Annotated in this window: 22 protein-coding genes; 12 read left to right on the plus strand and 10 right to left on the minus strand. The window is 61.3% G+C overall.

The features are described 5' to 3' along the window. From WAO69_RS11055 to WAO69_RS11085, 7 genes are all read left to right on the plus strand, one after another. Positions 1-636 (plus strand): amidophosphoribosyltransferase (locus WAO69_RS11055; protein ID WP_422179014.1); only part of this gene is annotated, 636 nt, incomplete at its 5' end. Next, a complete protein-coding gene (locus WAO69_RS11060) occupies positions 633-1,202 on the plus strand; it encodes a DUF2199 domain-containing protein (protein ID WP_422179016.1) in 570 nt (189 codons plus the stop codon). The genes WAO69_RS11055 and WAO69_RS11060, both read left to right, overlap by 4 nt. A gap of 181 nt (positions 1,203-1,383) precedes the next feature. Further along, positions 1,384-1,647 (plus strand): hypothetical protein, encoded by a 264-nt coding sequence (locus tag WAO69_RS11065; RefSeq protein WP_422179018.1) that lies wholly within the window; start codon positions 1,384-1,386, stop codon positions 1,645-1,647. 41 nt (positions 1,648-1,688) lie between these two features. Next, positions 1,689-2,330 (plus strand): SDR family NAD(P)-dependent oxidoreductase, encoded by a 642-nt coding sequence (locus tag WAO69_RS11070; RefSeq protein ID WP_422179020.1) that lies wholly within the window; start codon positions 1,689-1,691, stop codon positions 2,328-2,330. 133 nt (positions 2,331-2,463) lie between these two features. After that, the gene (gene surE / locus WAO69_RS11075; RefSeq protein WP_422179022.1) at positions 2,464-3,246 is read left to right on the plus strand and encodes a 5'/3'-nucleotidase SurE; all 783 of its coding nucleotides are present in this window, start codon (positions 2,464-2,466) and stop codon (positions 3,244-3,246) included. Then, the gene (locus WAO69_RS11080) at positions 3,243-3,890 is read left to right on the plus strand and encodes a protein-L-isoaspartate(D-aspartate) O-methyltransferase (RefSeq protein WP_422179024.1); all 648 of its coding nucleotides are present in this window, start codon (positions 3,243-3,245) and stop codon (positions 3,888-3,890) included. The genes surE and WAO69_RS11080 overlap by 4 nt, the downstream gene beginning before the upstream one ends. Before the next feature lie 28 nt (positions 3,891-3,918). Next, positions 3,919-5,103 carry a peptidoglycan DD-metalloendopeptidase family protein gene (locus WAO69_RS11085; RefSeq protein ID WP_422179026.1) on the plus strand — a complete coding sequence of 395 codons (1,185 nt, stop codon included), beginning with the start codon at positions 3,919-3,921 and terminating at the stop codon, positions 5,101-5,103. 24 nt (positions 5,104-5,127) lie between these two features. Here the strand turns inward: WAO69_RS11085 and WAO69_RS11090 are convergent, their stop codons facing one another. The 4 genes from WAO69_RS11090 to tatA are packed head-to-tail and all read right to left on the minus strand — an operon-like array spanning position 5,128 to position 7,543. Continuing rightward, positions 5,128-5,925 carry an ATP-binding protein gene (locus WAO69_RS11090; protein WP_422179159.1) on the minus strand — a complete coding sequence of 266 codons (798 nt, stop codon included), beginning with the start codon at positions 5,923-5,925 and terminating at the stop codon, positions 5,128-5,130. Positions 5,926-5,963: 38 nt separating this feature from the next. Further along, a complete protein-coding gene (tatC, locus tag WAO69_RS11095; RefSeq protein ID WP_422179028.1) occupies positions 5,964-6,848 on the minus strand; it encodes a twin-arginine translocase subunit TatC in 885 nt (294 codons plus the stop codon). After that, positions 6,845-7,324, minus strand: coding sequence for a Sec-independent protein translocase protein TatB (gene tatB, locus WAO69_RS11100; RefSeq protein WP_422179030.1), 480 nt, complete (start codon positions 7,322-7,324; stop codon positions 6,845-6,847). Before tatB ends, tatC begins: the two co-directional genes overlap by 4 nt. Before the next feature lie 3 nt (positions 7,325-7,327). Continuing rightward, positions 7,328-7,543, minus strand: coding sequence for a twin-arginine translocase TatA/TatE family subunit (gene tatA, locus WAO69_RS11105; protein WP_422179032.1), 216 nt, complete (start codon positions 7,541-7,543; stop codon positions 7,328-7,330). A gap of 207 nt (positions 7,544-7,750) precedes the next feature. Here tatA and WAO69_RS11110 point away from each other — a divergent pair, with 207 nt between their 5' ends. After that, entirely contained in the window at positions 7,751-8,422 is a 672-nt protein-coding gene (locus tag WAO69_RS11110) for a helix-turn-helix transcriptional regulator (protein WP_422179034.1), read from the plus strand. A gap of 44 nt (positions 8,423-8,466) precedes the next feature. Here the strand turns inward: WAO69_RS11110 and WAO69_RS11115 are convergent, their stop codons facing one another. Then, positions 8,467-9,558, minus strand: coding sequence for an ABC transporter ATP-binding protein (locus tag WAO69_RS11115; protein ID WP_422179036.1), 1,092 nt, complete (start codon positions 9,556-9,558; stop codon positions 8,467-8,469). A 72-nt stretch (positions 9,559-9,630) separates the two neighbouring features. Further along, complete coding sequence (locus tag WAO69_RS11120; protein WP_422179038.1) at positions 9,631-10,410, minus strand: SDR family oxidoreductase; 780 nt, start codon at positions 10,408-10,410, stop codon at positions 9,631-9,633. A 178-nt stretch (positions 10,411-10,588) separates the two neighbouring features. Here WAO69_RS11120 and WAO69_RS11125 point away from each other — a divergent pair, with 178 nt between their 5' ends. The 4 genes from WAO69_RS11125 (at position 10,589) to WAO69_RS11140 (ending at position 16,136) form a co-directional block, all read left to right on the plus strand. Continuing rightward, positions 10,589-11,599, plus strand: a complete 1,011-nt coding sequence (locus tag WAO69_RS11125) for a Hint domain-containing protein (protein WP_422179040.1) — start codon at positions 10,589-10,591, stop codon at positions 11,597-11,599. A 140-nt stretch (positions 11,600-11,739) separates the two neighbouring features. Continuing rightward, a complete protein-coding gene (locus WAO69_RS11130; protein WP_422179042.1) occupies positions 11,740-13,347 on the plus strand; it encodes a peptide chain release factor 3 in 1,608 nt (535 codons plus the stop codon). Between the two features lie 157 nt (positions 13,348-13,504). Further along, positions 13,505-14,446: a glycosyltransferase family 2 protein gene (locus WAO69_RS11135; RefSeq protein ID WP_422179044.1), complete on the plus strand. Its 942-nt coding sequence runs from the start codon at positions 13,505-13,507 to the stop codon at positions 14,444-14,446. Positions 14,447-14,630: 184 nt separating this feature from the next. Continuing rightward, on the plus strand, positions 14,631-16,136 hold the full coding sequence (locus WAO69_RS11140) for a DEAD/DEAH box helicase (RefSeq protein ID WP_422179046.1): 1,506 nt from the start codon (positions 14,631-14,633) through the stop codon (positions 16,134-16,136). A 25-nt stretch (positions 16,137-16,161) separates the two neighbouring features. Here the strand turns inward: WAO69_RS11140 and WAO69_RS11145 are convergent, their stop codons facing one another. From WAO69_RS11145 to nuoN, 4 genes are all read right to left on the minus strand, one after another. Next, positions 16,162-17,829 (minus strand): ribonuclease J, encoded by a 1,668-nt coding sequence (locus tag WAO69_RS11145; RefSeq protein ID WP_422179049.1) that lies wholly within the window; start codon positions 17,827-17,829, stop codon positions 16,162-16,164. 3 nt (positions 17,830-17,832) lie between these two features. Further along, complete coding sequence (locus tag WAO69_RS11150; protein WP_422179051.1) at positions 17,833-18,606, minus strand: type III pantothenate kinase; 774 nt, start codon at positions 18,604-18,606, stop codon at positions 17,833-17,835. A gap of 11 nt (positions 18,607-18,617) precedes the next feature. Then, the gene (locus WAO69_RS11155; protein ID WP_422179053.1) at positions 18,618-19,367 is read right to left on the minus strand and encodes a biotin--[acetyl-CoA-carboxylase] ligase; all 750 of its coding nucleotides are present in this window, start codon (positions 19,365-19,367) and stop codon (positions 18,618-18,620) included. A gap of 76 nt (positions 19,368-19,443) precedes the next feature. Further along, positions 19,444-20,886, minus strand: coding sequence for an NADH-quinone oxidoreductase subunit NuoN (nuoN, locus tag WAO69_RS11160; protein WP_422179055.1), 1,443 nt, complete (start codon positions 20,884-20,886; stop codon positions 19,444-19,446). Between the last annotated feature and the right edge of the window lie 2 nt (positions 20,887-20,888).

Here is a 20,888-nt window from a genome sequence, read left to right on the forward strand (position 1 = left end):
GTCTATGAGACCCGCGAAGCGATCGGCATGGAACTGGCCAAGGAATCACCGGTCGAGGCTGATCTGGTCTGTCCGGTTCCCGATTCCGGCACGCCTGCGGCCATCGGTTTCGCGCGTCAGTCCGGGATTCCCTATGGGATGGGTATCATCCGCAATCAATATGTCGGACGCACCTTCATCGAACCCACCGAGCAGATCCGGAACATGGGTGTGCGGCTCAAGCTGAATGTGAACCGTGCGCTGATCAACGGCAAACGTGTGGTTCTTGTGGATGATTCGGTCGTGCGCGGCACGACCTCGCGCAAGATCAAGGAGATGATCTTGGACGCCGGCGCTGCCGAGGTCCATTTCCGCATCGCGTCACCGCCCACGGCATGGCCCTGCTTTTACGGCGTCGATACGCCTCAGCGCGAAAAGCTGCTGGCCGCGACCATGTCCGAAGACGAGATGTGCGCCCATCTGGCCGTGGATAGTCTCAGATTCATTTCGCTGGACGGGCTTTACCGTGCCGTCGGAGAAGCCAACGGGCGCAACAAGGCCTGCCCGCAGTATTGCGACGCCTGTTTCTCGGGGGAATATCCCGTCAAACCTGCAGACATGATCGAACAGGGGTTCGAACTCAAAGCCGCCGAATGACTCTTGCCGACGACCCTCTCTGGCAACGGTTCAACAATGCCGACATGCCCTGCGCCTGCTGCGGACGCAGGTTCGAGGGCGTGTTCGACATCGGTTTTGATCATCCCGACCCCTGGACGCATGGCAACCGTCAGGACAGCGGGCAGGATGTCATGGAACACGGCGAGGATCGCCTGACGGCAGATTTCTGCAGCATCGGTCCGCACAGGTTCATCCGCGCGGTTCTCCGCCTGCCCATCATCGGTGCCGACCAGGATTTTGCCTTTGGCACCTGGGCCAGCGTCAATCCTGCCAATTACGAGACCTATCTGGGCTTTACCTCCCAGACTGCGCAGTTCGAAGGCTGCTTTGCCTGGGCCATGAACCGCCTGCCGGACTTTGTCATGGAAGATTGGCTGCCTTGCAATCTGATGCCCGGACGACCGGGTGAACGCCCCTATCTGGAAGTGCATGACGGCGCGCATGAACTTGCGACCCTTCAGGAAAGCGGCATCAGCTTTGATCGGCTGCTGGATATCTACGCCGCCTCAGGTCAGGATCTGCGCCCACATCTGAGCGCAGTGTAAAAACATTACCTTCGCACACTAAATATCTGATATATAATTATTTTCTGTAATTCCGCTCAGGGATGGGCAAAGCCCCGCCCATGACGCCCAGGCAGGGGCCCGAGTGTCTTTGCAATCTGCGATCGCCGTGATAGCGCCACATGCTGCAACGCAGAATGAACAGCGCAGGGAGTTTCCCGACATGGCCGAACAAGATCCAGACACCACCAAAGCCGAAGCTCTGGCGACGCAAACAGGCGCATTATCCATGCGCAAGCTGTCACTGATCGGCACCATGGGCACCGATAGCCTGCGGCGCGCTTTGGTGCGCCTGCCCGACGGGCGGATCGAACAGGTCGAGGTGGGCGACACGCTGCAGGGTCAGCGTATCGATGCCATCGAACCCGAGCGCCTGCTGATGAGCCGAAACGGGCGGCAGCGCATCCTGAGCATGCCACATGGCTGAGGGGCTTGACCCGGGGCCCGGCAACGGTCAAACCGCGCAGCATGACTGACAAGATTGCCCTCATAACCGGTGCCTCACGCGGGCTGGGTGCGGCCATGGCCGAAGCCCTTGCCCCGACGCATCATATCATCGCCGTCGCGCGCACGGTCGGAGCCCTTGAAGAGCTTGATGACCGTATTCAGGGCGCCGGCGGTAGCGCCACGCTCGCCCCGATGGATATCACCGATGCCAAAGCCATGGCGACCCTGTGCCGGGGCATTCACGACCGCTGGGGCAAACTGAACCTCTGGGTGCATGCCGCAATCCACGCCGCCCCGCTCAGCCCGGCGGATCATGTGGATGCGAAAGACTGGGCCAAATCCATCACTGTGAATGCAACCGCCCTGTCGGTGCTGATCCCCTATCTGTCGCCCCTGCTTGGTCAAACTGGCGCGGCGATGTTCTTTGACGATGCCGCAACGCGTGGCGGCAAATTCTATGGGGCCTATGGTGCCAGCAAGGCCGCGCAGATGGCACTGGTGCAAAGCTGGGCATCCGAGACCGTCAGAACCGGGCCCAGGATCCATGTGGTTCAGCCAAACCCCATGCCCACCGCAACCCGCGCCCGGTTTTTCCCGGGCGAAAACCGCGAAAATCTGCACAGCCCCAGGGAAGAAGCGCTTCGGCTGATCTTGGAGCTGTGAACGGTTGCTAATGCAACCGTGCCTTCGGCATGGGTATTTCAGACCAGAAAGACTGAGGACGGTCGTGCACCACGCCACATGCTTGCCCTGACTTGCAGGCCCGTCTATCAAGTCTGAAACCGAGGGGCTGGGCATGCGCATTCTTGTAACAAACGACGATGGTATCAACGCACCGGGACTTCAGGTTCTGGAAGAAATCGCCGCCGAGATTGCGGGCCCCGATGGAGAGGTCTGGGTGGTTGCCCCGGCCTTTGAACAATCCGGCGTGGCCCATTGCATCAGCTATACCCATCCGATGATGATCGCGCGAATGTCCGAGCGCCGCTGGGCTGCAGAAGGCTCGCCTGCGGATTGCGTGCTGGCGGCGATCCATGATGTGATGCGCGACGCGCCCCCTGATCTGATCCTGTCGGGCGTCAATCGGGGCAACAATTCAGCTGAGAACGCGCTTTATTCGGGAACGCTTGGCGGGGCGATGGAGGGGGCCTTGCAGGGCTTTGACGCGATTGCGATGTCGCAGTATTACGGACCAGCGGTGGCCAAGCTGCTCGATCCGTTTGGAGCCGCACGCCAGCACGGGGTCGAGGTGATCCGCCGAATTCTGGCGGCCAAGATGCCCAGATCCGAAGATTACCGGCTGTTTTACAACGTCAATTTCCCGCCCGTTCCAAGCGAGGACGTCAAGGGGATCCGCGTGGCCCCGCAAGGGTTTCGCCGCGATATGGGCTTTGGGGTTCAGCCGCACCTGTCACCGGGCGGCAAGCGGTTCCTGTGGATCACAGGGGCTCCGCAACAACAGCCGACCCATCCCGGCACCGATGCCGCCGTCAATCTGGACGGCTACATCTCGGTCACACCGATGCGCGCGGATCTGACTGATCACGCCTCGCTTGATGCGCTGAAAGTCATCGAATGACGGGACCGGCGGCCGAGACCAAGATGCAGTTTCTCTATGCGCTGCGGTCAAAGGGCGTGACGGACAAGCGTGTGTTGCAGGCGATGGAGGAAATCGACCGTGGACCCTTCATTCGCGGGCTGTTTGCCGAGCGTGCCTATGAAGACATGCCCCTGCCGATAAACTGTGGCCAGACGATCTCACAGCCATCCATCGTGGGGCTGATGACACAGGCGCTGCAGATCAGCCCTCGTGACAAGGTTCTGGAAGTGGGCACCGGGTCGGGCTATCAGGCCGCGATCCTGTCCAAACTGGCGCGCCGCGTCTATACGATCGACCGTCACCGCCGCCTGGTGCAGGAAGCCCGCGAGATTTTCGAAAGCCTTGATCTGACCAATGTCACGGCCGTGACAGGGGACGGATCCTTCGGATTGCCCGAACAGGCACCGTTTGATCGCATCCTTGTCACCGCTGCAGCCGAAGACCCGCCAGGCCCCCTATTGGCCCAATTGAAAATCGGGGGTATCATGGTGGTGCCGGTCGGCCAGTCGGACGCGGTGCAAACCCTGATCCGGGTGCGCAAATCCGAAGACGGGCTGGAATATGATGAGTTGAGACCGGTGCGGTTCGTACCCCTTCTGGAGGGGCTGAGCCGGGAGAGTTGAGTATGATTGTCGCAAATCCCCGGACAACATGGGGAAAGCAGAGGATATCGAGATGCGTTTTGCCAAACGGTCTGCAACGCTGACAGCCCTGTGCCTTGTACTGGCTGGATGTGATGAACCGCTGGATTTTGACCTGCGCGGGAACGTGGGTGGATTTTCAACCGCTCCCGCCGCGCGTTCAGTCACGACGAACCGCCCCGCACCCGATGCGCGCGGGATCATTTCCTATCCCACCTATCAGGTCGCCGTGGCACGGCGCGGCGATACAGTCGCCACCGTCGCCCAGCGGATCGGCAGCGATCCGCAGCAACTTGCCCGGTTCAACGGTATCGACCAGAACGTCGCCCTGCGCGAAGGTGAACTGCTTGCCCTGCCAGCCCGCGTTGCCGAACCGGCTCCGGGCACGCCGGGTTCGATTGATCTGACCACGCTTGCCGGCAATGCGATCAACAGTTCGGCCAGCACACCACGGGTCTCGACTGCGGCGCTGGAACCCAGCACGCCCACCCCCCGCGCCACGACAGCGGGCGAGCCCATTCGCCACAAGGTCACACGGGGCGAGACCGCCTATAGCGTGGCGCGGCTCTATCAGGTGCCAGTGCGCGCCCTGGCCGAGTGGAATGGCCTGGGACCGGACTTTTCGATCCGCGAAGGGCAATATCTGCTGATTCCCGTCGCAAATGCACAGCCGCCGGCTCGGACAGCTGCCACAACTTCAGCCGTGACAGAACCGGGTCAGGGCTCTCCCACGCCCACACCACCCAGCGCGGCCACGCCGCTCCCGGGTGAGGCCGTGGTTGCCGCCAGCCAGGCCCCAAAGCCCGCGCCGGTCAATGTGGGCACACCCACACGCAGCACAAGCGCGCGTATGGCGATGCCGGTCGAAGGCCGGATCATTCGTGACTATAGCAAGGGGCGCAATGACGGCATCGACATCGCCGCCAGCCCCGGCGCGCCGGTCAGGGCCGCCGCCGATGGCACCGTCGCCGCCATCACGTCGAACGCCGCCGATCAGGTGCCCATCATCGTGGTCCGCCACCCCGATAACGTTCTGACCGTCTATGCCAATGTGGATGGCATCACCGTCAAAAAGGGCGATAGTGTCAAACGCGGCCAACAGATCGCAAAGCTGCGCAGCGGCGATGATGCCTATGTGCATTTCGAAGTGCGCGAAGGCTTTGATAGCGTGGATCCCACGCCCTATCTGAACTGAAAACCGTCAGCCGGCCCCGGGGTCTCAGCTGACCGCGACGTCATGGCGGCCGGCCAGATCGACAAAGAACTGCCAGGCCACCCGGCCCGAGCGTGCGCCCCGCGTTGCCTGCCATTCGATGGCCTCGGCGCGGAGCGTCTCGGGATCCGCCCTCACGCCATAAGCCGCGCAATAGCCGTCGATCATCGACAGGTATTCATCCTGCGTGCAGGGATGAAATCCCAGCCAAAGCCCAAAGCGATCCGACAGAGACACCTTTTCTTCGACCGCTTCCGAGGGGTTGATGGCGGAACTCCGCTCATTCTCGATCATGTCGCGCGGCATCAGATGGCGGCGGTTTGACGTGGCATAGAACACGACGTTTTCGGGCCGCCCCTCGATGCCACCATCCAGCACCGCCTTGAGGCTTTTGTAATGCTGATCGTCATGTGAAAACGACAGGTCATCACAAAACAGCAAGAACCGGTAAGGGGCCGCACGCAACAAGGCCAGCAAACGCGCCACCGAGGGCAGGTCCTCACGTTGCAGCTCGACGATCTTCAGGATCGGGTAATCGGCATGCACAGCGCCATGTACCGCCTTGACAAGGCTGGATTTTCCCATCCCGCGCGAGCCCCAGAGCAGCGCATTGTTTGCCCCGAACCCGCGCGCAAAACGGCGCGTGTTGTCCAGCAGCGTGTCGCGGGATCGATCTATCCCCACCAGCAGCGGCAAATCCACCCGGTTCACCGCAGCCACGGGGCTCAGCCGATCCGGCTCGACATGCCACACAAAGGCCGAAGCGGCGGAAAAATCAGGCGCCTCCAAAGGGGTCGGAGCCATCCGCTCAAGCGCGGCGGCGATCCTCTCGGACGTGTCACTCAAGATTTGCGGTCCTCGGCTTCGCCAATATCGTCCAGGTCTTCGTCGAACTCATCTTCGTCAACCCAAAGGCCCTGTGCGCGCAGGTCTTTTTCGCGCTTCTTCTCAACCCGCTGCACCAGCTGGATCGAAACCTCGTAAAGCCCATAGACCACAACGAACAGGATGATCTGCGTGATCACATCCGGCGGCGTCACAAGCGCGGCCAGCAACAAAATGCCCACCACCGCATATTTGCGCACAGCGCGCAGACCCGCCGCACTGACAAGCCCGGCCTTGCCCATCAGCGTCAGCAGAACCGGCAACTGGAAACACAGACCGAAGGCCACGATGAACTTGATCGTCAGGTTCAGATATTCCTGCGCCGAGCCCTGAAAGACAACCGACAAGGGTGCAGGCCCGCTGCCCTCGATCGCTTCGCCTTCTGCGCCAAACTGCTGAAATCCAAGAAAGAAATCATAAGCCAGCGGCGTGACAACATAAAAGGCAAATGACGCGCCCAAAAAGAACATGAACGGCGAGGCGACAAGGAACGGCAAGAACGCGCCCTTCTCGGACTTGTATAGACCCGGAGCCACAAAGCGCCACATCTGATGGGCGATGAAGGGAAAGCCCAACATGAACCCGCCCAGCAGCGACACCTTGATCGCCACGAAGAAGCCCTCCTGCGGGCTGATGAAGATCAGGTCGCAATCCTGTCCGCGATCAGACAGCACCTGGCACAGCGGGGCGGTGAGAAAGTTGAAGATCGGCGTCGCCACGGTGAAACAGATCACCATGCCCACCAGGAAATAGAGCACGCAGCGAATGAGCCGCGTGCGCAATTCCGCCAGATGCTCGATCAGCGGGGCGGAGGAATCCTCGATCTCTTCGGTTTGGCTCATGATTTGGTCTCAGAACTCGCGTCAGAGGGGGCGGCCGTCAGCTTTGCCTCATAGTCCTCGGCCTTGGCCAAAGCCTCGGCCGCTTCCTTGGCTTTTCTGTCGGCCACAACACGTGCAGTCGTAGCCTGCATCTTGCGGGCGTTTTCGGCGCGCTCCGCTGCCAGCTTGCCGGTCTCGCTCTTGGGATCGAATTTGGTCGGATCCAGGCTCGACGTCATATCGCGCGCGGCCTCCTTGACGCCGTCCATCGCCGTGCTCATCGGATTTGCAGCAGCCTTGAACCCCTTGGCGATATCGTTGACGCCGGATTCATCGGCAGCGTCATTCATGGCGCGCGAAAACTCCCGTGCCATGCCCTTGGCCTTACCGACAAACTTGCCGACGTTGCGAAACAACATCGGCAGGTCCTTGGGTCCGACCACAATCAGCGCAACGATGCCGATGACCAGAAGCTCGGTCCAACCGAGATCAAACATGGATCAGACCTTGTCTTTATCGGTCTCGGGCGTGACGTCCTTGGCTTGGGCCAGCGATTGCTCTTCAAGCTCATCGGTGCTGTCTTTGACGCCCCGCTTGAAGGCAGTGATACCCTTGCCGACTTCGCCCATCAGGCTTGAAATCTTGCCGCGCCCGAACAGGACGAGGACCACAACGGCGATCAGCAAAAGGCCAGGAAGGCCGATATTGTTCAGCATGACAGTCTCCTTAGCATGTCAGCAGCGCACAAGGCATCAGACCCCGAGCGCATGAATTACAGATGCTATATGCCGAGCCTTCCGCGCCGACAAAAGACCCAATGCAATGTTTTCGGCCCGGCTTGTCGTTCCAAGCCTGCGGTTTCCTGCCTTGGAATATCCTCCTGACAGGTTTATGTCAGTTTTACCCCCACCAAGGAGCCTGACATGCCCCGCAGCACCCGCCTCTTCGAGATCCTGCAGATTCTGCGCGACGGCCGCCTGCACCGCGCACAGGATATCGCGGATCGGATGGGGGTGTCGGTGCGCACGCTCTATCGCGACATCGACACGCTGCAATCCTCCGGCGTGCCCATCACCGGCGCGCGCGGCGTGGGCTACCGGATTGCCGATCTCACCACATTGCCGCCCCTCACCCTGACACAAGATGAACTCGAAGCGCTCAACCTCGCCGTCGCCATCGTCTCCGAAGCCGCCGATCCCGATCTCAAATCCGCAGCCCTCAGCCTCGCGGACAAGCTCGATGCGCTGATGATCACCCGCTCTGTGGCCGAAGCCGACGCCTGGAAATTCGCAGCCTCCCCCTTCGCCGACGCTGCCCGGGGATTTTCGCACATGGCAACGCTGCGGATGGTGATCAAGACCCGCCAGAAACTGCAGCTTGGCTATCTCGATGATCAGGGCACTATCTCCGCCTCAAAGATCCGGCCATTGCAGCTGGATTACTTCGGCCGCGTCTGGACCCTGACCGCATGGTGCGAACAGCACCAAAAGATCCGCAGCTTCCGCGTCGATCTGATCAAAGAGGCAACCGCCCTGCCCGAACTCTTCACCGACGAGCCGGGAAAGACCCTCGCCGATCAGGCCATCGCCTCCTGACCGCCTCATCTTTCTGGTGAAAAATACCCAAAACCGCGCGCCCCTCAGGCCGGGAACACAAAGCATTTGTCCCGGCGGATCGTCAGCCACATGACCTTGCCGGGCGCTGGCAGGAACACGCCGGGCACGGTGACCTTGATGGTTGAGCCGTCATAATCCATGCGAAACTCCACAAGGCTTTCATTGCCCAGGAAGCGTGCGCGCTCCACCACGCCTCGTGCCGCCGTTCCGTCCGAGGCCGTAGGGGCAGGCCCCTTGCCGCCCCGGTCGAAATCGATGCGCACATGCTGAGGGCGAAAAACGATCTCGACTTCGGTGTGATCGGGCACGCCGGGGGCCAGGAAACGCCCGAATGGCGTCATCGCCAGAGCCCCTTCCACACGGGCGCGCAACACGTTGGTATCACTGAAAAACCCGACAGCCGCGTGATCCAGAGGACGGGTATAGACGTTATAGGGCGCGCCTTGTTGTACGATCTTGCCGTCACGCATCAGCGCGATCTCATCTGCCATGCGCATGGCCTCTTCGGGCTCATGAGTGACCAGCAAGACGGCTGTATCTTCGGCCTTGAGCAGATCCAGCGTATCATCGCGGATGCCATCGCGCAGACGATTGTCCAGCCCCGAAAACGGCTCGTCCATCAGCATGATCCGCGGACGAGGAGCCAGGGCGCGCGCCAGGGCAACGCGCTGCTGTTCCCCACCTGACAACTGGTGGGGATATCCGTCGATAAACCGCAGCAGATCCACCTGCCGCAACAGCTCTTCGACCCGCCCACGCTTGTGATCGCGCGAGCCCTTCAGGCCAAAGCCGACATTATCGGCAACGCTCAAATGCGGAAACAGCGCGAAATCCTGAAACATCAGCCCGATCTCGCGCCGCTCGGGCGGCACCCGGGTGATCGTGTCACAGACCAGCTTGCCGTCGACATAGATCTCACCGGAATCCTGCATCTCGACACCTGCGATCATGCGCAAAGTCGTGGACTTGCCGCAGCCCGATGGCCCCAGCAGGCAGGTGACCCGCCCCGGCAGAATGCGCAAAGACACATCATCCACCACCGCCCTGTCATCAAAACGGCGGATCAGGTTGCGCACTTCCAACCTGGGTGTCTGTATCTGCTTCTGCGCCTGCACGCGGGCCTCACTGCTGGATCCCGATTAAAACCATCGGTTATCAACCCCGCCGCCCCCGCGCAAGGCTCTGCGTCAGAGCGTGGCGTTCGTGGCCCCGCCATCAAGAAGCACGTTCTGTCCCACGATAAACCCTGCATGTTGCGAACACAGGAACGCACAGGTCGCCCCGAATTCCTCGGCCGTACCATACCGACGAACCGGGATCGTCGACGCGCGGCGCGCCCGCGCCTCCTCGATCGTGATCCCTTCGGCTTTGGCCACCGGGCCATCCAGCGCCTCGGCCCGATCCGTGGCATGAATGCCCGGCAACAGGTTGTTGATGGTCACACCGCTGGGGGCAACCTGGCGGGCGGTTCCGGCCACGAAACCCGTCAACCCGGTGCGCGCGGCATTGGACAGACCCAGTTGCGGAATCGGTGCCTTGACCGACTGGCTGGTGATATTGACCACCCGGCCCCATCCGCGCTCCATCATGCCCGGCAAAACCGCCTGCATCAGCGCAATGGGCGTGAGCATATTGGCATCGAGTGCTGCGACGAAATCATCCCGCGACCAGTCACTCCAGATCCCCGGAGGCGGGCCGCCGGCATTGGTTACCAGAATATCCACGTCACCTGCCGCCGCCAGCACCGCGCTGCGCCCGGCCTGGCTCGTTATGTCTGCCGCGACAGGGATCACCTCCACGCCGTAAGTCTCACGCAGCCGCGCAGCAGATGCCTCCAGCGCATCCGCACCGCGCGCGTTCATCACAAGGTTCACCCCCGCCGCCGCAAGCGCCTCGGCGCAGCCAAGGCCCAGACCCTTGCTTGATGCGCACACCAAAGCCCGTTTTCCCGCAATCCCCAAATCCATCTCGTTCGCTCCCATCGCACTGATTTCCAATTCGAATTCGCACCTGCTTTAGCACCATTTTCCCCCGCTCTGCCAGTAAAACGCCCGGGCGTTGACCGCTTGCTGCCACAATCCTAGGATAGCGCTTTGTCCAGCGGCAGGACGACCGCAGTTGAGGCAACCCGACAGGAGACCGCAGATGGCGGATCGCGCAGTACCAACCCAATCGGTTCAGGTCTATCCTGCACAGAGTTTCCGTGTCTGCACCGGAGCGATTCAGGGGGATGCCGTGTCCTGGCACGGGGATCTCGAGCTGGATGATCTCTATGCCCTGGAACATAACGCCCTGCGTGGCCGCCTGTCGATGCAAGCTGACTCCACTGGCGCATTCCGCGTCGCCGAAGATACGGGCATCGGCCAACCTGGCGCGACATTGCACCTGGATTGCGCGCTGACATTCATGTCCCCGGACGGGTTGACCCAGGATGCGGTGGTGATCGTCGAACTGGACGAGCACGAGCAGATTGCCGCGGTCTATCTGCTGTCACTGTCCGAACTGCGCCCCAAAACCGAATACGCGCTGGTCGGCATCGATCCGAAAGGCGCGCGCGAACTCTTCGCGCGGGTTGCCTCGGTCTATTTTACCCGTGGCACCCATATCACCATGGCCACGGGCGAACAGCGCCGGATCGAAACCCTGAACGTGGGCGATCGCGTGCTGACACGCGATGACGGCGTACAGGAGATTCGCTGGATCGGCTCATCGACCACGCGCGCACAGGGCGACATGGCCCCGATCCTGATCGAGGCCGGCGCGCTGAACAACGCCAATGACCTGATCGTCAGCCCGAACCACCGCCTGTTCGTCTATCAGCGCGAGGATCGGATCGGTGCCGGCCAGGCTGAACTGATGGTCAAGGCGCGCCATCTGCTGAACGGTGACACCGTGCGCGTCGCCCATGGCGGGTTTGTGGATTACTTCCAGATTCTGTTTGATCGTCACCACATTATCTATGCCGAGGGAATCGCCGCTGAATCCATGCTGGTGGATCCGCGCACAAAGCCTTCCCTGCCATCGGAACTGCTTGAGAAACTGACCGAGGTCATCCCCGGCCATACCCGCTCGGGCCATCACGGTGTGGATGTACAAAAAGCATTGCTCGACCGTCCCGACGCCATCGACATTCTGCGCCGCGCTTCGTCGCGTTAAGGCGACAGACCGGCCCCTTGCACACCAACCTCCTGGCCGCGCCGGGCTGTCGTGCAGCTTGATCGGCAGGTCGCGCAGAGACGCAGCGCACAGACCCGGCAATTCTTGCCATGATCGCAAAGCGACCCTATACGCGCCTTATGTTAGACGCTTCCACAAATCGCCCCAGATTGCCCGCCGAAATCGCGCGGCGCCGGACCTTTGCCATCATCTCGCATCCCGATGCGGGCAAGACGACGCTGACCGAAAAATTCCTGCTCTATGGCGGTGCCATTCAAATGGCTGGTCAGGTGCGCGCCAAAGGCGAAGCGCGGCGCACGCGCTCTGACTTCATGGCAATGGAAAAGGATCGCGGAATCTCGGTTTCGGCCTCGGCAATGTCGTTTGATTACAAAACCTTCCGGTTCAATCTTGTCGATACGCCCGGTCACTCGGACTTTTCCGAAGACACCTATCGCACGCTCACCGCTGTGGATGCGGCCGTGATGGTGATCGACGGCGCGAAAGGCGTGGAAAGCCAGACCCGCAAGCTGTTCGAAGTCTGCCGCCTGCGCGATCTGCCGATCCTGACCTTCTGTAACAAGATGGACCGCGAAAGCCGTGATACTTTTGAAATCATTGATGAAATCCAAGAGAATCTGGCGATTGACGTGACACCGGCCTCCTGGCCTATCGGTGTGGGACGCGATTTCATCGGCTGTTACGATATCATTGGCGACCGGCTTGAGTTGATGGACCGTGCCGACCGCAACAAAGTCGCGCAAACCATTGAGATCAAAGGCCTTGACGATCCAAAGCTGGCCGAACATGTGCCCGCGGCATTGCTGGCCCAACTCAAGGAAGAGCTTGAGATGGCGCGCGAACTCCTGCCTGCGCTTGACCAAAAGGCCGTGCTGGAAGGCACGATGACGCCGATCTGGTTCGGCTCGGCCATCAACTCCTTCGGGGTCAAGGAACTGATGGATGGTATTGGCCTCTATGGGCCAGAGCCGCAGATACAATCTGCCACCCCAAGGCAGATTTCCCCAGAAGAAACAAAGGTTTCTGGCTTTGTCTTCAAAGTTCAGGCAAATATGGATCCCAAGCACCGGGACCGCGTCGCCTTTGTGCGCGTGGCGTCGGGCCACTTCAAGCGCGGCATGAAACTGACCCATGTGCGCTCAAAAAAACCGATGACCATCTCCAGCCCCGTGCTGTTCCTGGCCTCGGACCGCGAACTGGCCGAAGAGGCATGGGCGGGCGATATCATCGGCATTCCCAACCACGGACAGCTCAGAATCGGCGATACCCTGACCGAAGGCGAAACCCTGCGTGTGACGGGCATTCCCTCCTTTGCGCCCGAACTGTTGCAGGGCGTGCGCGCAGGCGACCCCCTCAAGGCCAAGCACCTTGAAAAGGCGCTGATGCAATTTGCTGAGGAAGGGGCCGCAAAGGTCTTCAAACCCTCCATCGGCTCGGGCTTCGTCGTGGGCGTGGTCGGTGCCCTTCAATTCGAGGTGCTCGCCTCCCGGATCGAGCTTGAATATGGCCTGCCCGTGCGCTTTGAACCCTCCCAGTTCACCTCCGCCCGCTGGGTGACCGGGGACAAGGCAGCCGTGGACAAGTTCATCAAGGCCAACCAGCAGCATATTGCCCATGATCACGATGGTGACATCGTGTACCTGACCCGCCTGCAATGGGATATTGATCGCATCGTTCGGGATTATCCCGAACTGACCCTCAGCGCGACGAAAGAAATGATGGTGTGACGCGGCGGCCCAGCATGTGCGCTCCAGCCCTTGTCATCCCGGCCAAAGACACCCCTTTCGTCACAGCTGTTGACGCGCCCTCGCTTCATGGCAAACTGTCGCACAAAGCCTGACACCTGCGGGCGCAATTCAGGAGCAGCGCCGCGCGTGGAACGCCATGTCTAAGCCAACCGCGAAATGGGGAATCGTCGCCACGATCAAGGCGCCCGTGGACGAGACATTGCGCTTTGCCGCCTATCACCTCAGCCAGGGCGCGCACCGGCTTTACATCTATCTGGACGACGCCAGCGAAGCGGCCTTCATCGCCCTGAACGATCATCCGCAGATCACCCCGATCCTGACCGACGCCACCTGGTGGCAAAAGCGCGGCCGTCGCCCCGAGAAACATCAGGTGCGCCAATCCCGCAACGCCACCCACGCCTATCGCAGGTTGGCAAAGGTGGATTGGCTGATCCACATGGATGTCGATGAATTCCTTGTCACCGCGACCCCGATTGACGAGGTGTTGGGCGCGCTGGGGACAGACGTACTGTGCGCCCGCGTGCGCCCGATGGAACAACTCTCCGAGGCTCCCGGCCTGTTCAAGGCCTTCATCCCGCCCGGACACGGACGTCACCGCCTCGTCGAAGAGATCTACCCGACCTATGGTGCCCACCTCAAAGGCGGCTTTCTGAGCCATCTGGCTGGCAAGATTTTCGTGCGCACCGGGCAGGACGATCTCAGGCTGCGCATTCACAATGCCACGCAGGGTGACATCACCAACCCCGGCGAAATCGAACTTGGCGACATTGACCTCGCCCATGCCCATGCCAAAAGCTGGGACCAGTTTCGCAGCGCCTTCCACTATCGGCTGGACAAAGGCTCCTATCGGGCCGATCTCGCGCCCCAGCGTGCGCAGGACAGGGGCGGATTGACCCTGCATGAGCTGTTCCAGCATATCGAAGCCACAGACGGAGAAGACGGTCTGCGCGTTTTCTTTGACGAAGTTTCACGCGCCACACCACGCTTGATCGACGCGCTCAGCGCGCGGGGCCTCCTGAAAGAGGTCGATCTGCGCCTTGCGGAGCATTTGCGCGAACATTTCCCCGACTACGCCTAGGATTGTTTCCAAATTGGCAACAAACACGCGATGTCAGCATCCGTGCTGCACCAGCAGCATTTGACCCGGCCGCATCCGGGTGCTATCTGGCAATTCAAGCCAATCATGCGCATGTTGCGCGGGCCATACGGGCCAGGCTGATAAGACGTGCGGGCCAAATAGTGTCCGCAGATCACGGATACATATGACCAAGTTCACCGATTTGAATCTGAACCCCAAGGTTCTGAAAGCCGTTGTCGAAGCCGGCTACGAAACTCCAACACCCATTCAGGCAGGAGCCATTCCACCGGCGCTCGATGGGCGCGACGTTCTGGGCATCGCCCAGACCGGCACAGGCAAGACGGCAAGTTTCGTGCTGCCAATGATCACGTTGCTGGCCCGCGGGCGGGCCCGTGCACGCATGCCGCGCAGCCTTGTGCTTTGCCCCACGCGCGAGCTGGCCGCCCAGGTGGCCGAGAATTTCGACACATATACGAAATACCTCAAGCTGACCAAAGCGCTGCTCATCGGCGGCGTCAGCTTCAAGGAACAAGACACGCTGATCGACAAGGGCGTCGATGTGCTGATCGCGACACCCGGACGTTTGCTCGACCATTTCGAACGGGGCAAGCTGATCCTGTCGGATGTCAAGGTGATGGTTGTGGACGAAGCAGACCGCATGCTCGACATGGGCTTCATCCCCGATATCGAACGGATCTTCGGCCTCACGCCCTTTACCCGTCAGACACTGTTTTTCTCGGCCACCATGGCTCCCGAGATCGAGCGGATCACGAACACCTTCCTGTCCAATCCCGAACGGATCGAGGTCGCCCGCCAGGCCACCGCCTCCGAGACGATCGAACAGGGCGTGGTGATGTTCAAAGTTTCTCGCCGCGACAAGGAAGCCAGCGAAAAACGCGCCGTTCTGCGCAAGCTGATTGATGGTGAGGGCGATGCCTGCACCAATGCGATCATCTTCTGCAACCGCAAGACAGATGTGGATATCGTCGCCAAGTCCTTGAAGAAATACGGCTATGACGCCGCGCCGATCCATGGTGATCTGGATCAGTCCCAGCGCACCCGCACGCTGGATGGGTTCCGCAACGGCGAGCTGCGCTTCCTTGTGGCCTCGGATGTGGCCGCGCGCGGTCTGGATGTGCCATCGGTCAGCCACGTCTTCAATTTCGACGTGCCCAGCCATGCCGAAGACTATGTGCACCGTATCGGCCGCACCGGACGTGCCGGGCGTGCTGGCAAGGCGATGATGATCTGCGCACCGCGTGACGAAAAGAATTTCGACGCGATCGAACGGCTGATCCAAAGGGAAATCCCGCGCCTCGACAATCCGTTGGGATCGCCCGAGCCTGCACCCGCCGACATGGAAGACTCTGCCGAAAAACCCAAGCGCGCCCGCCGCACCCGTGGCCGCAAGGACAGCCCCGAGACCCAGGCACCGGCAACACCGACCGAGGTCACGACAGAGCCGCCCGTCGAGGCACAGATCGAAACACCCGTTGCCGAGGCCGCAGCCGTTCGGGACGTCGCACCAGAACCTGCCCCCGAGCGCAGGCAACAGGACGACACCCGGCAAAACCGCGGTGGCGCAAACCGCCGTGGCGGCAAGGGGCGCAATGACAACACCCCCGTCGGCATGGGCGATCACATGCCCGGCTTCATCGCCATGAGCTTTGACGAGCGCCGCACGGATTAACCTCCGCGCGGGCTCGCCCTTCGCCTTATCGCATCCGGCTTATCACCACCGTCACTTCGGGTTTCTTGCCGATCTCGGATTGCGCCGTCTGGCGCGCAATCCGCTTGAGCGCATCTTCCAAGCCGTCATCATCGCGCAATGTCTTCGGATTGGCGCGCATCAGGAACTGGCTCAGATCCGCCTCCAGCACATCGACAAGGGGCGCATTGGATGTACCGGTCTCGGCCAGCCCCTTGATGTCGCACCAGGGATCGCCCAGCGGTTCATCCTCTTCATCCAGAATGACGGTGATCACCACATGACCGTTCAGCGCCATGCGGATGCGGTCCCGCACGATCCCGTCCAGCGCGCCAATCTGGACCGAACCATCCAGATAGGTCCGCCCGGTTTCGATGTATTCGGCAACCGTGGGGGCATTCCCGCTCAGATCGATCATCATCCCGTTCACCGCCACAACGGACTGACGCCCGTTTTGCTCGCTGACTTTCGCATGTTCGCGCAAATGGCGATGTTCCCCATGCATTGGCACAACGATCTGCGGATTGACGATGGCGTGCAGCCGCTCGATATCGGGCCGGTTGGCATGTCCCGACACATGATAGAGACCGCTGGACTCATCCACCACATCCACGCCCTTTTCACTGAGCTGGTTCATGATGCGGATCACTCCGCGCTCATTTCCGGGGATGGTCTTTGAGGAAAACAGGAACAGATCGCCCTCGGCCAGTTCAAGCCCCATGTATTTGCCACGCGCCAGCTGGGCCGAGGCCGCCCGGCGCTCCCCCTGGCTGCCCGTCACCAGCAGCATCAGGTTCTCACGCGGGATCGATCCCGCCTCTTCCGGGCTGACAACCCGCGGGAAATACCCCAGAACCCCGGTCTCGACCGCCGCTTCGATCATCCGGCGCATCGCACGGCCCAAAAGCACGATCGAGCGCCCGGCCCGTTCCCCCGCTTCGGCCAGCGTTTTGACCCGCGCCACATTCGAGGCAAAGGTCGTCGCAACCACCATACCGCCGGCACCGGCGACCAGCTTCTCGATCTCCGGCCCCACCTCCACTTCGGAACGGCCAGGATGGCGGGTGAACACATTGGTGCTGTCACAAACCAGCGCACGCACCCCGTCCTTTGAGACCTCGGCCCAGAGTTCGGGATCAAACGGTTCGCCCACACCGGGCGTTTCATCCAGCTTGAAATCGCCTGAATGGATCACGCGACCCGCCGGCGTGTCGATGATCAGGGCCGAGCTTTCCGGAATCGAATGCGACATCGGCAGAAAGCCGACGCTGAAAGGCCCGGCCTCTGTCTGCTCGGGCCAGGCACTCACGGTCTGCACCGCGTCTTCGGGATGGCCCTGCTCTTCCATCTTGCCCCGCGCGATATTGGCGGTGAAGACGCGCGCATAGATCGGTGCGCCCAGATCGCCATAGAAATGCGCCACGGCCCCCACATGGTCTTCATGGGCATGGGTGATGAAAATCCCCTCCAGCCGGTCGGCACGCTCCTTCAGCCAGGTCACATCCGGCAAGATCAGGTCCACACCCGGTGAACCATCCATGTCCGGAAACGTCACTCCAAGATCGACCAGGATCAGCCTCTCGTGATCCGGCGCGCCATAGCCATAGACATAGGCGTTCATGCCGATTTCGCCTGCTCCACCCAAGGGCAGGTAAATCAGTCGTTCGCTGCTCATGTTTTATATATGTTCCTTGTTATACGCATGGATCACGGTCAGCCCATGCATTGTCAGATCTTCTTCAAGCACATCAAATAGCCCTTCGGTCTCACCAAACAACGATGCAAGACCACCTGTGCCCACCACGGTCATCTCGCGACCCAGCTCGGCCTTAATCCGCGCGCAGCTTTCCTTTACCAGCCCGACATAGCCCCAGTACACACCCGACTGCATGCAGGCCACCGTGTTCGTGCCGATCACCTTCTGCGGCTTCGAGATATCCACATGCGGCAAGGCGGCTGCGGCCATATGCAGGGCCTCGAGACTCAGGTTCACACCGGGCGAGATCAGCCCCCCGATATAGGCGCCATCGGTATCCACGACATCAAACGTGGTCGCCGTGCCGAAATCCACCACGATCAGATCGCCACCATGGCGCTCAAAGGCTCCGGCGGTATTCACCAGCCGGTCCGGTCCCACCAAAGTCCCCGCATCCACGCGCGGCTCGCGCGGCAAACGGCACTCCGGCTTGCCCACCACCAGAGGGCGACAGCCAAAGAACCGGTCGGCAAAGACCCGCAGGTTGAACACCACGCGCGGCACTGTCGATGAAATGATCACCTCGGTGATCTCGGGGTCGATCTTGTAATGGTTCAAAAGCGTCGAGAACCAGGTGAAATAGGCATCCGCCGTGCGCGCATGATGCGTCGAGGTGCGCATGGTGCACAGGAATTTCTGCCCGTCCCAGATTGCAAACACCGTATTGGTGTTGCCGCAGTCAATGGCCAGAAGCATGTCGGCCTCCTTCAGAAATAGATCTCGGCCGCCGGTATGGTCACAGGGCCCTGCGCGGTCTCTAAAACCAGATTACCCGCAAAGTCCACGGTTTGAAATCTGCCCGTGATCTCGGATTTCGGCAGGCGGGCGGTGATCACCTCTCCCAGGCGCGCCGCCCGGGCCAGCCAGGCAAGACGCACAGGCTCAAACCCAAGCGCGCAGAACTGACGCTCATGGCGATCAAAATGCATCGCCAGCAGGTTCAGAAACGCCTCCGGGCTGATCCGGACACCGCATTCACCGGCCAGAGACACCGGCCGCACCGCATGCGGCTCCACCGCCTCGGGCCCGGGTGCCTCGGCCAGGTTCACCCCGATGCCAATCGCCAGATGGGTGATCCCTCCCGCAGCCCCGCTGCTTTCCAGCAGGATACCGGCCAGCTTGCCCCCATTGAGCAACACGTCATTGGGCCATTTCAGCGCCAACCCCTCGCCATGCCCCAGCACATCCGCCACCGCATCATGAAGCGCCAATGCCGCCACGAAAGAGCGCAGCGCAGCCGACGCGAGACCACCCTCAGGCCGCATCACCAATGTTGCAGACAGATTGCCCTCGGGCGCGATCCAGGCCCGGCCCCGCCGCCCGCGCGCCGCGCTCTGACGACGCGCCATGATCCATTCCGGCCCGGCCAGATCCGGCGCGATACGCGCGGCCTCACTCAGGGTGCTGTCGACCTCCTCCAGCACCCGTCGCCCATATCCCTCCGGCCAGACCGTCATCCGCCGGCCCTGCCTCTTTCTGGTCTGAAATACCCCCGCCGGAGGCACCCGCGGTTGACGCAGCACAGCGCCTCGATCAATTGACCAGCACCGCCGCAGCGACCTCTGCCGCCGCCTCGACGCCGAACATATTGACGATCCCCAGGATCATGATCGCCGCGGATCCCATGAGGAAGCCCCACAGAACCGGCGTGCCCGTGGTGTCCAGCTCTTCGCCGGTGTCTTCGCCGAAATACATGTAATAGACGATGCGCAGATAATAGAACGCTCCGATCACCGAGGCGACCACACCCGCCACCGCCAGCCAGATCAGACCCGCCTCATAGGCCGCTGTCAGCACATAGAACTTGCCAAAGAAGCCCAGCATCGGCGGCACGCCGGCCAGCGAGAACAACAACACCAGCATCGCCAGCGCCTTGCCCGGCTCGCGTTTGGCAAACATGTTCAGCGAGGCGATATCGGTGACCGGCTGGCCATCCCGCTCCATCATCAGGATGAAGGCGAAGGTGCCGACATTCATCGTCACATAGATCGCCATATAGACCAGCATTGCCTGCACGCCGAACGCGCTGCCCGCAGCCAGACCCATCAGCGCATAGCCCATATGCGCAATCGAGGAATAGGCCATCAGGCGCTTGATATTGCTCTGCCCGATCGCCGCGATCGCCCCGAGGAACATCGACAGTACCGACAGCAGCGCCACAACCTGGCTCCAATCGGGGACCGCGCCACCAAAGGCGTCATGCAGCACCCGTGCAAACAGCCCCATGGCCGCCACTTTCGGCGCGGTGGCGAAGAACGCCGTCACCGGCGTCGGCGAGCCCTCATAGACATCCGGTGTCCACATGTGGAAGGGCACGGCCGAGACCTTGAACGCCAGCCCCGCGATCACGAAGACCAGGCCGAACAGCATCCCCAATGAGATATCGCCCTGCGTCGCGGTCTGGATGATCCCCGAAAACAGCGTCGTGCCCGAATAGCCATAGACCAGCGATGCCCCATACAGCAGCAGACCCGAGGACAGCGCCCCCAGAACGAAATACTTCAGACCGGCTTCGGTGGATTTCGAACTGTCGCGGCGCAACGAGGCCACCACATAAAGCGCCAGAGATTGCAGCTCGAGCCCCATGTACAGCGCCATCAGATCGCCGGCACTGACCATCATCATCATGCCGACAACCGCCAGCACGATCAGAACCGGATATTCAAAGCGCAGCAGATCGCGGCGTTGCATGTAGTCCTGGCTCATCACCAGCACGGCGGCTGCAGACAACAGGATCACGACCTTGGCAAAGCGCGAGAACGCATCTTCAACGAACATCCCGCCAAAGGCGATACTCGTGCCCTCGCCCGTCAGCCCGATATAGGCCGCGACTGCAACCATGACCGCCGCCGAGACCCAGACCAGCACCGGGGCCAGTTTGTCCTTGGTGGTATAGACCCCGAACATCAGTGCGGCCATCGCATAGACGGCCAGCGCGATCTCGGGAAGGATGACGTTCAGATCAGCCTGGATCATGC

It is taken from the genome of Aestuariivita sp., assembly GCF_049276915.1.
Taxonomy (GTDB): Bacteria; Pseudomonadota; Alphaproteobacteria; order Rhodobacterales; family Rhodobacteraceae; genus Aestuariivita.

Excerpts from the sequence above, each read along its gene's own strand:
- WAO69_RS11060 (WP_422179016.1), top strand. The coding sequence starts at position 633 with ATGACTCTTGCCGACGACCCTCTCTGGCAACGGTTCAACAATGCCGAC.
- WAO69_RS11065 (WP_422179018.1), top strand. The coding sequence starts at position 1,384 with ATGGCCGAACAAGATCCAGACACCACCAAAGCCGAAGCTCTGGCGACG.
- WAO69_RS11070 (WP_422179020.1), top strand. The coding sequence starts at position 1,689 with ATGACTGACAAGATTGCCCTCATAACCGGTGCCTCACGCGGGCTGGGT.
- surE (WP_422179022.1), top strand. The coding sequence starts at position 2,464 with ATGCGCATTCTTGTAACAAACGACGATGGTATCAACGCACCGGGACTT.
- WAO69_RS11080 (WP_422179024.1), top strand. The coding sequence starts at position 3,243 with ATGACGGGACCGGCGGCCGAGACCAAGATGCAGTTTCTCTATGCGCTG.
- WAO69_RS11085 (WP_422179026.1), top strand. The coding sequence starts at position 3,919 with ATGGGGAAAGCAGAGGATATCGAGATGCGTTTTGCCAAACGGTCTGCA.
- WAO69_RS11090 (WP_422179159.1), bottom strand. The coding sequence starts at position 5,925 with ATGGCTCCGACCCCTTTGGAGGCGCCTGATTTTTCCGCCGCTTCGGCC.
- tatC (WP_422179028.1), bottom strand. The coding sequence starts at position 6,848 with ATGAGCCAAACCGAAGAGATCGAGGATTCCTCCGCCCCGCTGATCGAG.
- tatB (WP_422179030.1), bottom strand. The coding sequence starts at position 7,324 with ATGTTTGATCTCGGTTGGACCGAGCTTCTGGTCATCGGCATCGTTGCG.
- tatA (WP_422179032.1), bottom strand. The coding sequence starts at position 7,543 with ATGCTGAACAATATCGGCCTTCCTGGCCTTTTGCTGATCGCCGTTGTG.
- WAO69_RS11110 (WP_422179034.1), top strand. The coding sequence starts at position 7,751 with ATGCCCCGCAGCACCCGCCTCTTCGAGATCCTGCAGATTCTGCGCGAC.
- WAO69_RS11120 (WP_422179038.1), bottom strand. The coding sequence starts at position 10,410 with ATGGATTTGGGGATTGCGGGAAAACGGGCTTTGGTGTGCGCATCAAGC.
- WAO69_RS11125 (WP_422179040.1), top strand. The coding sequence starts at position 10,589 with ATGGCGGATCGCGCAGTACCAACCCAATCGGTTCAGGTCTATCCTGCA.
- WAO69_RS11130 (WP_422179042.1), top strand. The coding sequence starts at position 11,740 with ATGTTAGACGCTTCCACAAATCGCCCCAGATTGCCCGCCGAAATCGCG.
- WAO69_RS11135 (WP_422179044.1), top strand. The coding sequence starts at position 13,505 with ATGTCTAAGCCAACCGCGAAATGGGGAATCGTCGCCACGATCAAGGCG.
- WAO69_RS11140 (WP_422179046.1), top strand. The coding sequence starts at position 14,631 with ATGACCAAGTTCACCGATTTGAATCTGAACCCCAAGGTTCTGAAAGCC.
- WAO69_RS11145 (WP_422179049.1), bottom strand. The coding sequence starts at position 17,829 with ATGAGCAGCGAACGACTGATTTACCTGCCCTTGGGTGGAGCAGGCGAA.
- WAO69_RS11150 (WP_422179051.1), bottom strand. The coding sequence starts at position 18,606 with ATGCTTCTGGCCATTGACTGCGGCAACACCAATACGGTGTTTGCAATC.
- WAO69_RS11155 (WP_422179053.1), bottom strand. The coding sequence starts at position 19,367 with ATGACGGTCTGGCCGGAGGGATATGGGCGACGGGTGCTGGAGGAGGTC.
- nuoN (WP_422179055.1), bottom strand. The coding sequence starts at position 20,886 with ATGATCCAGGCTGATCTGAACGTCATCCTTCCCGAGATCGCGCTGGCC.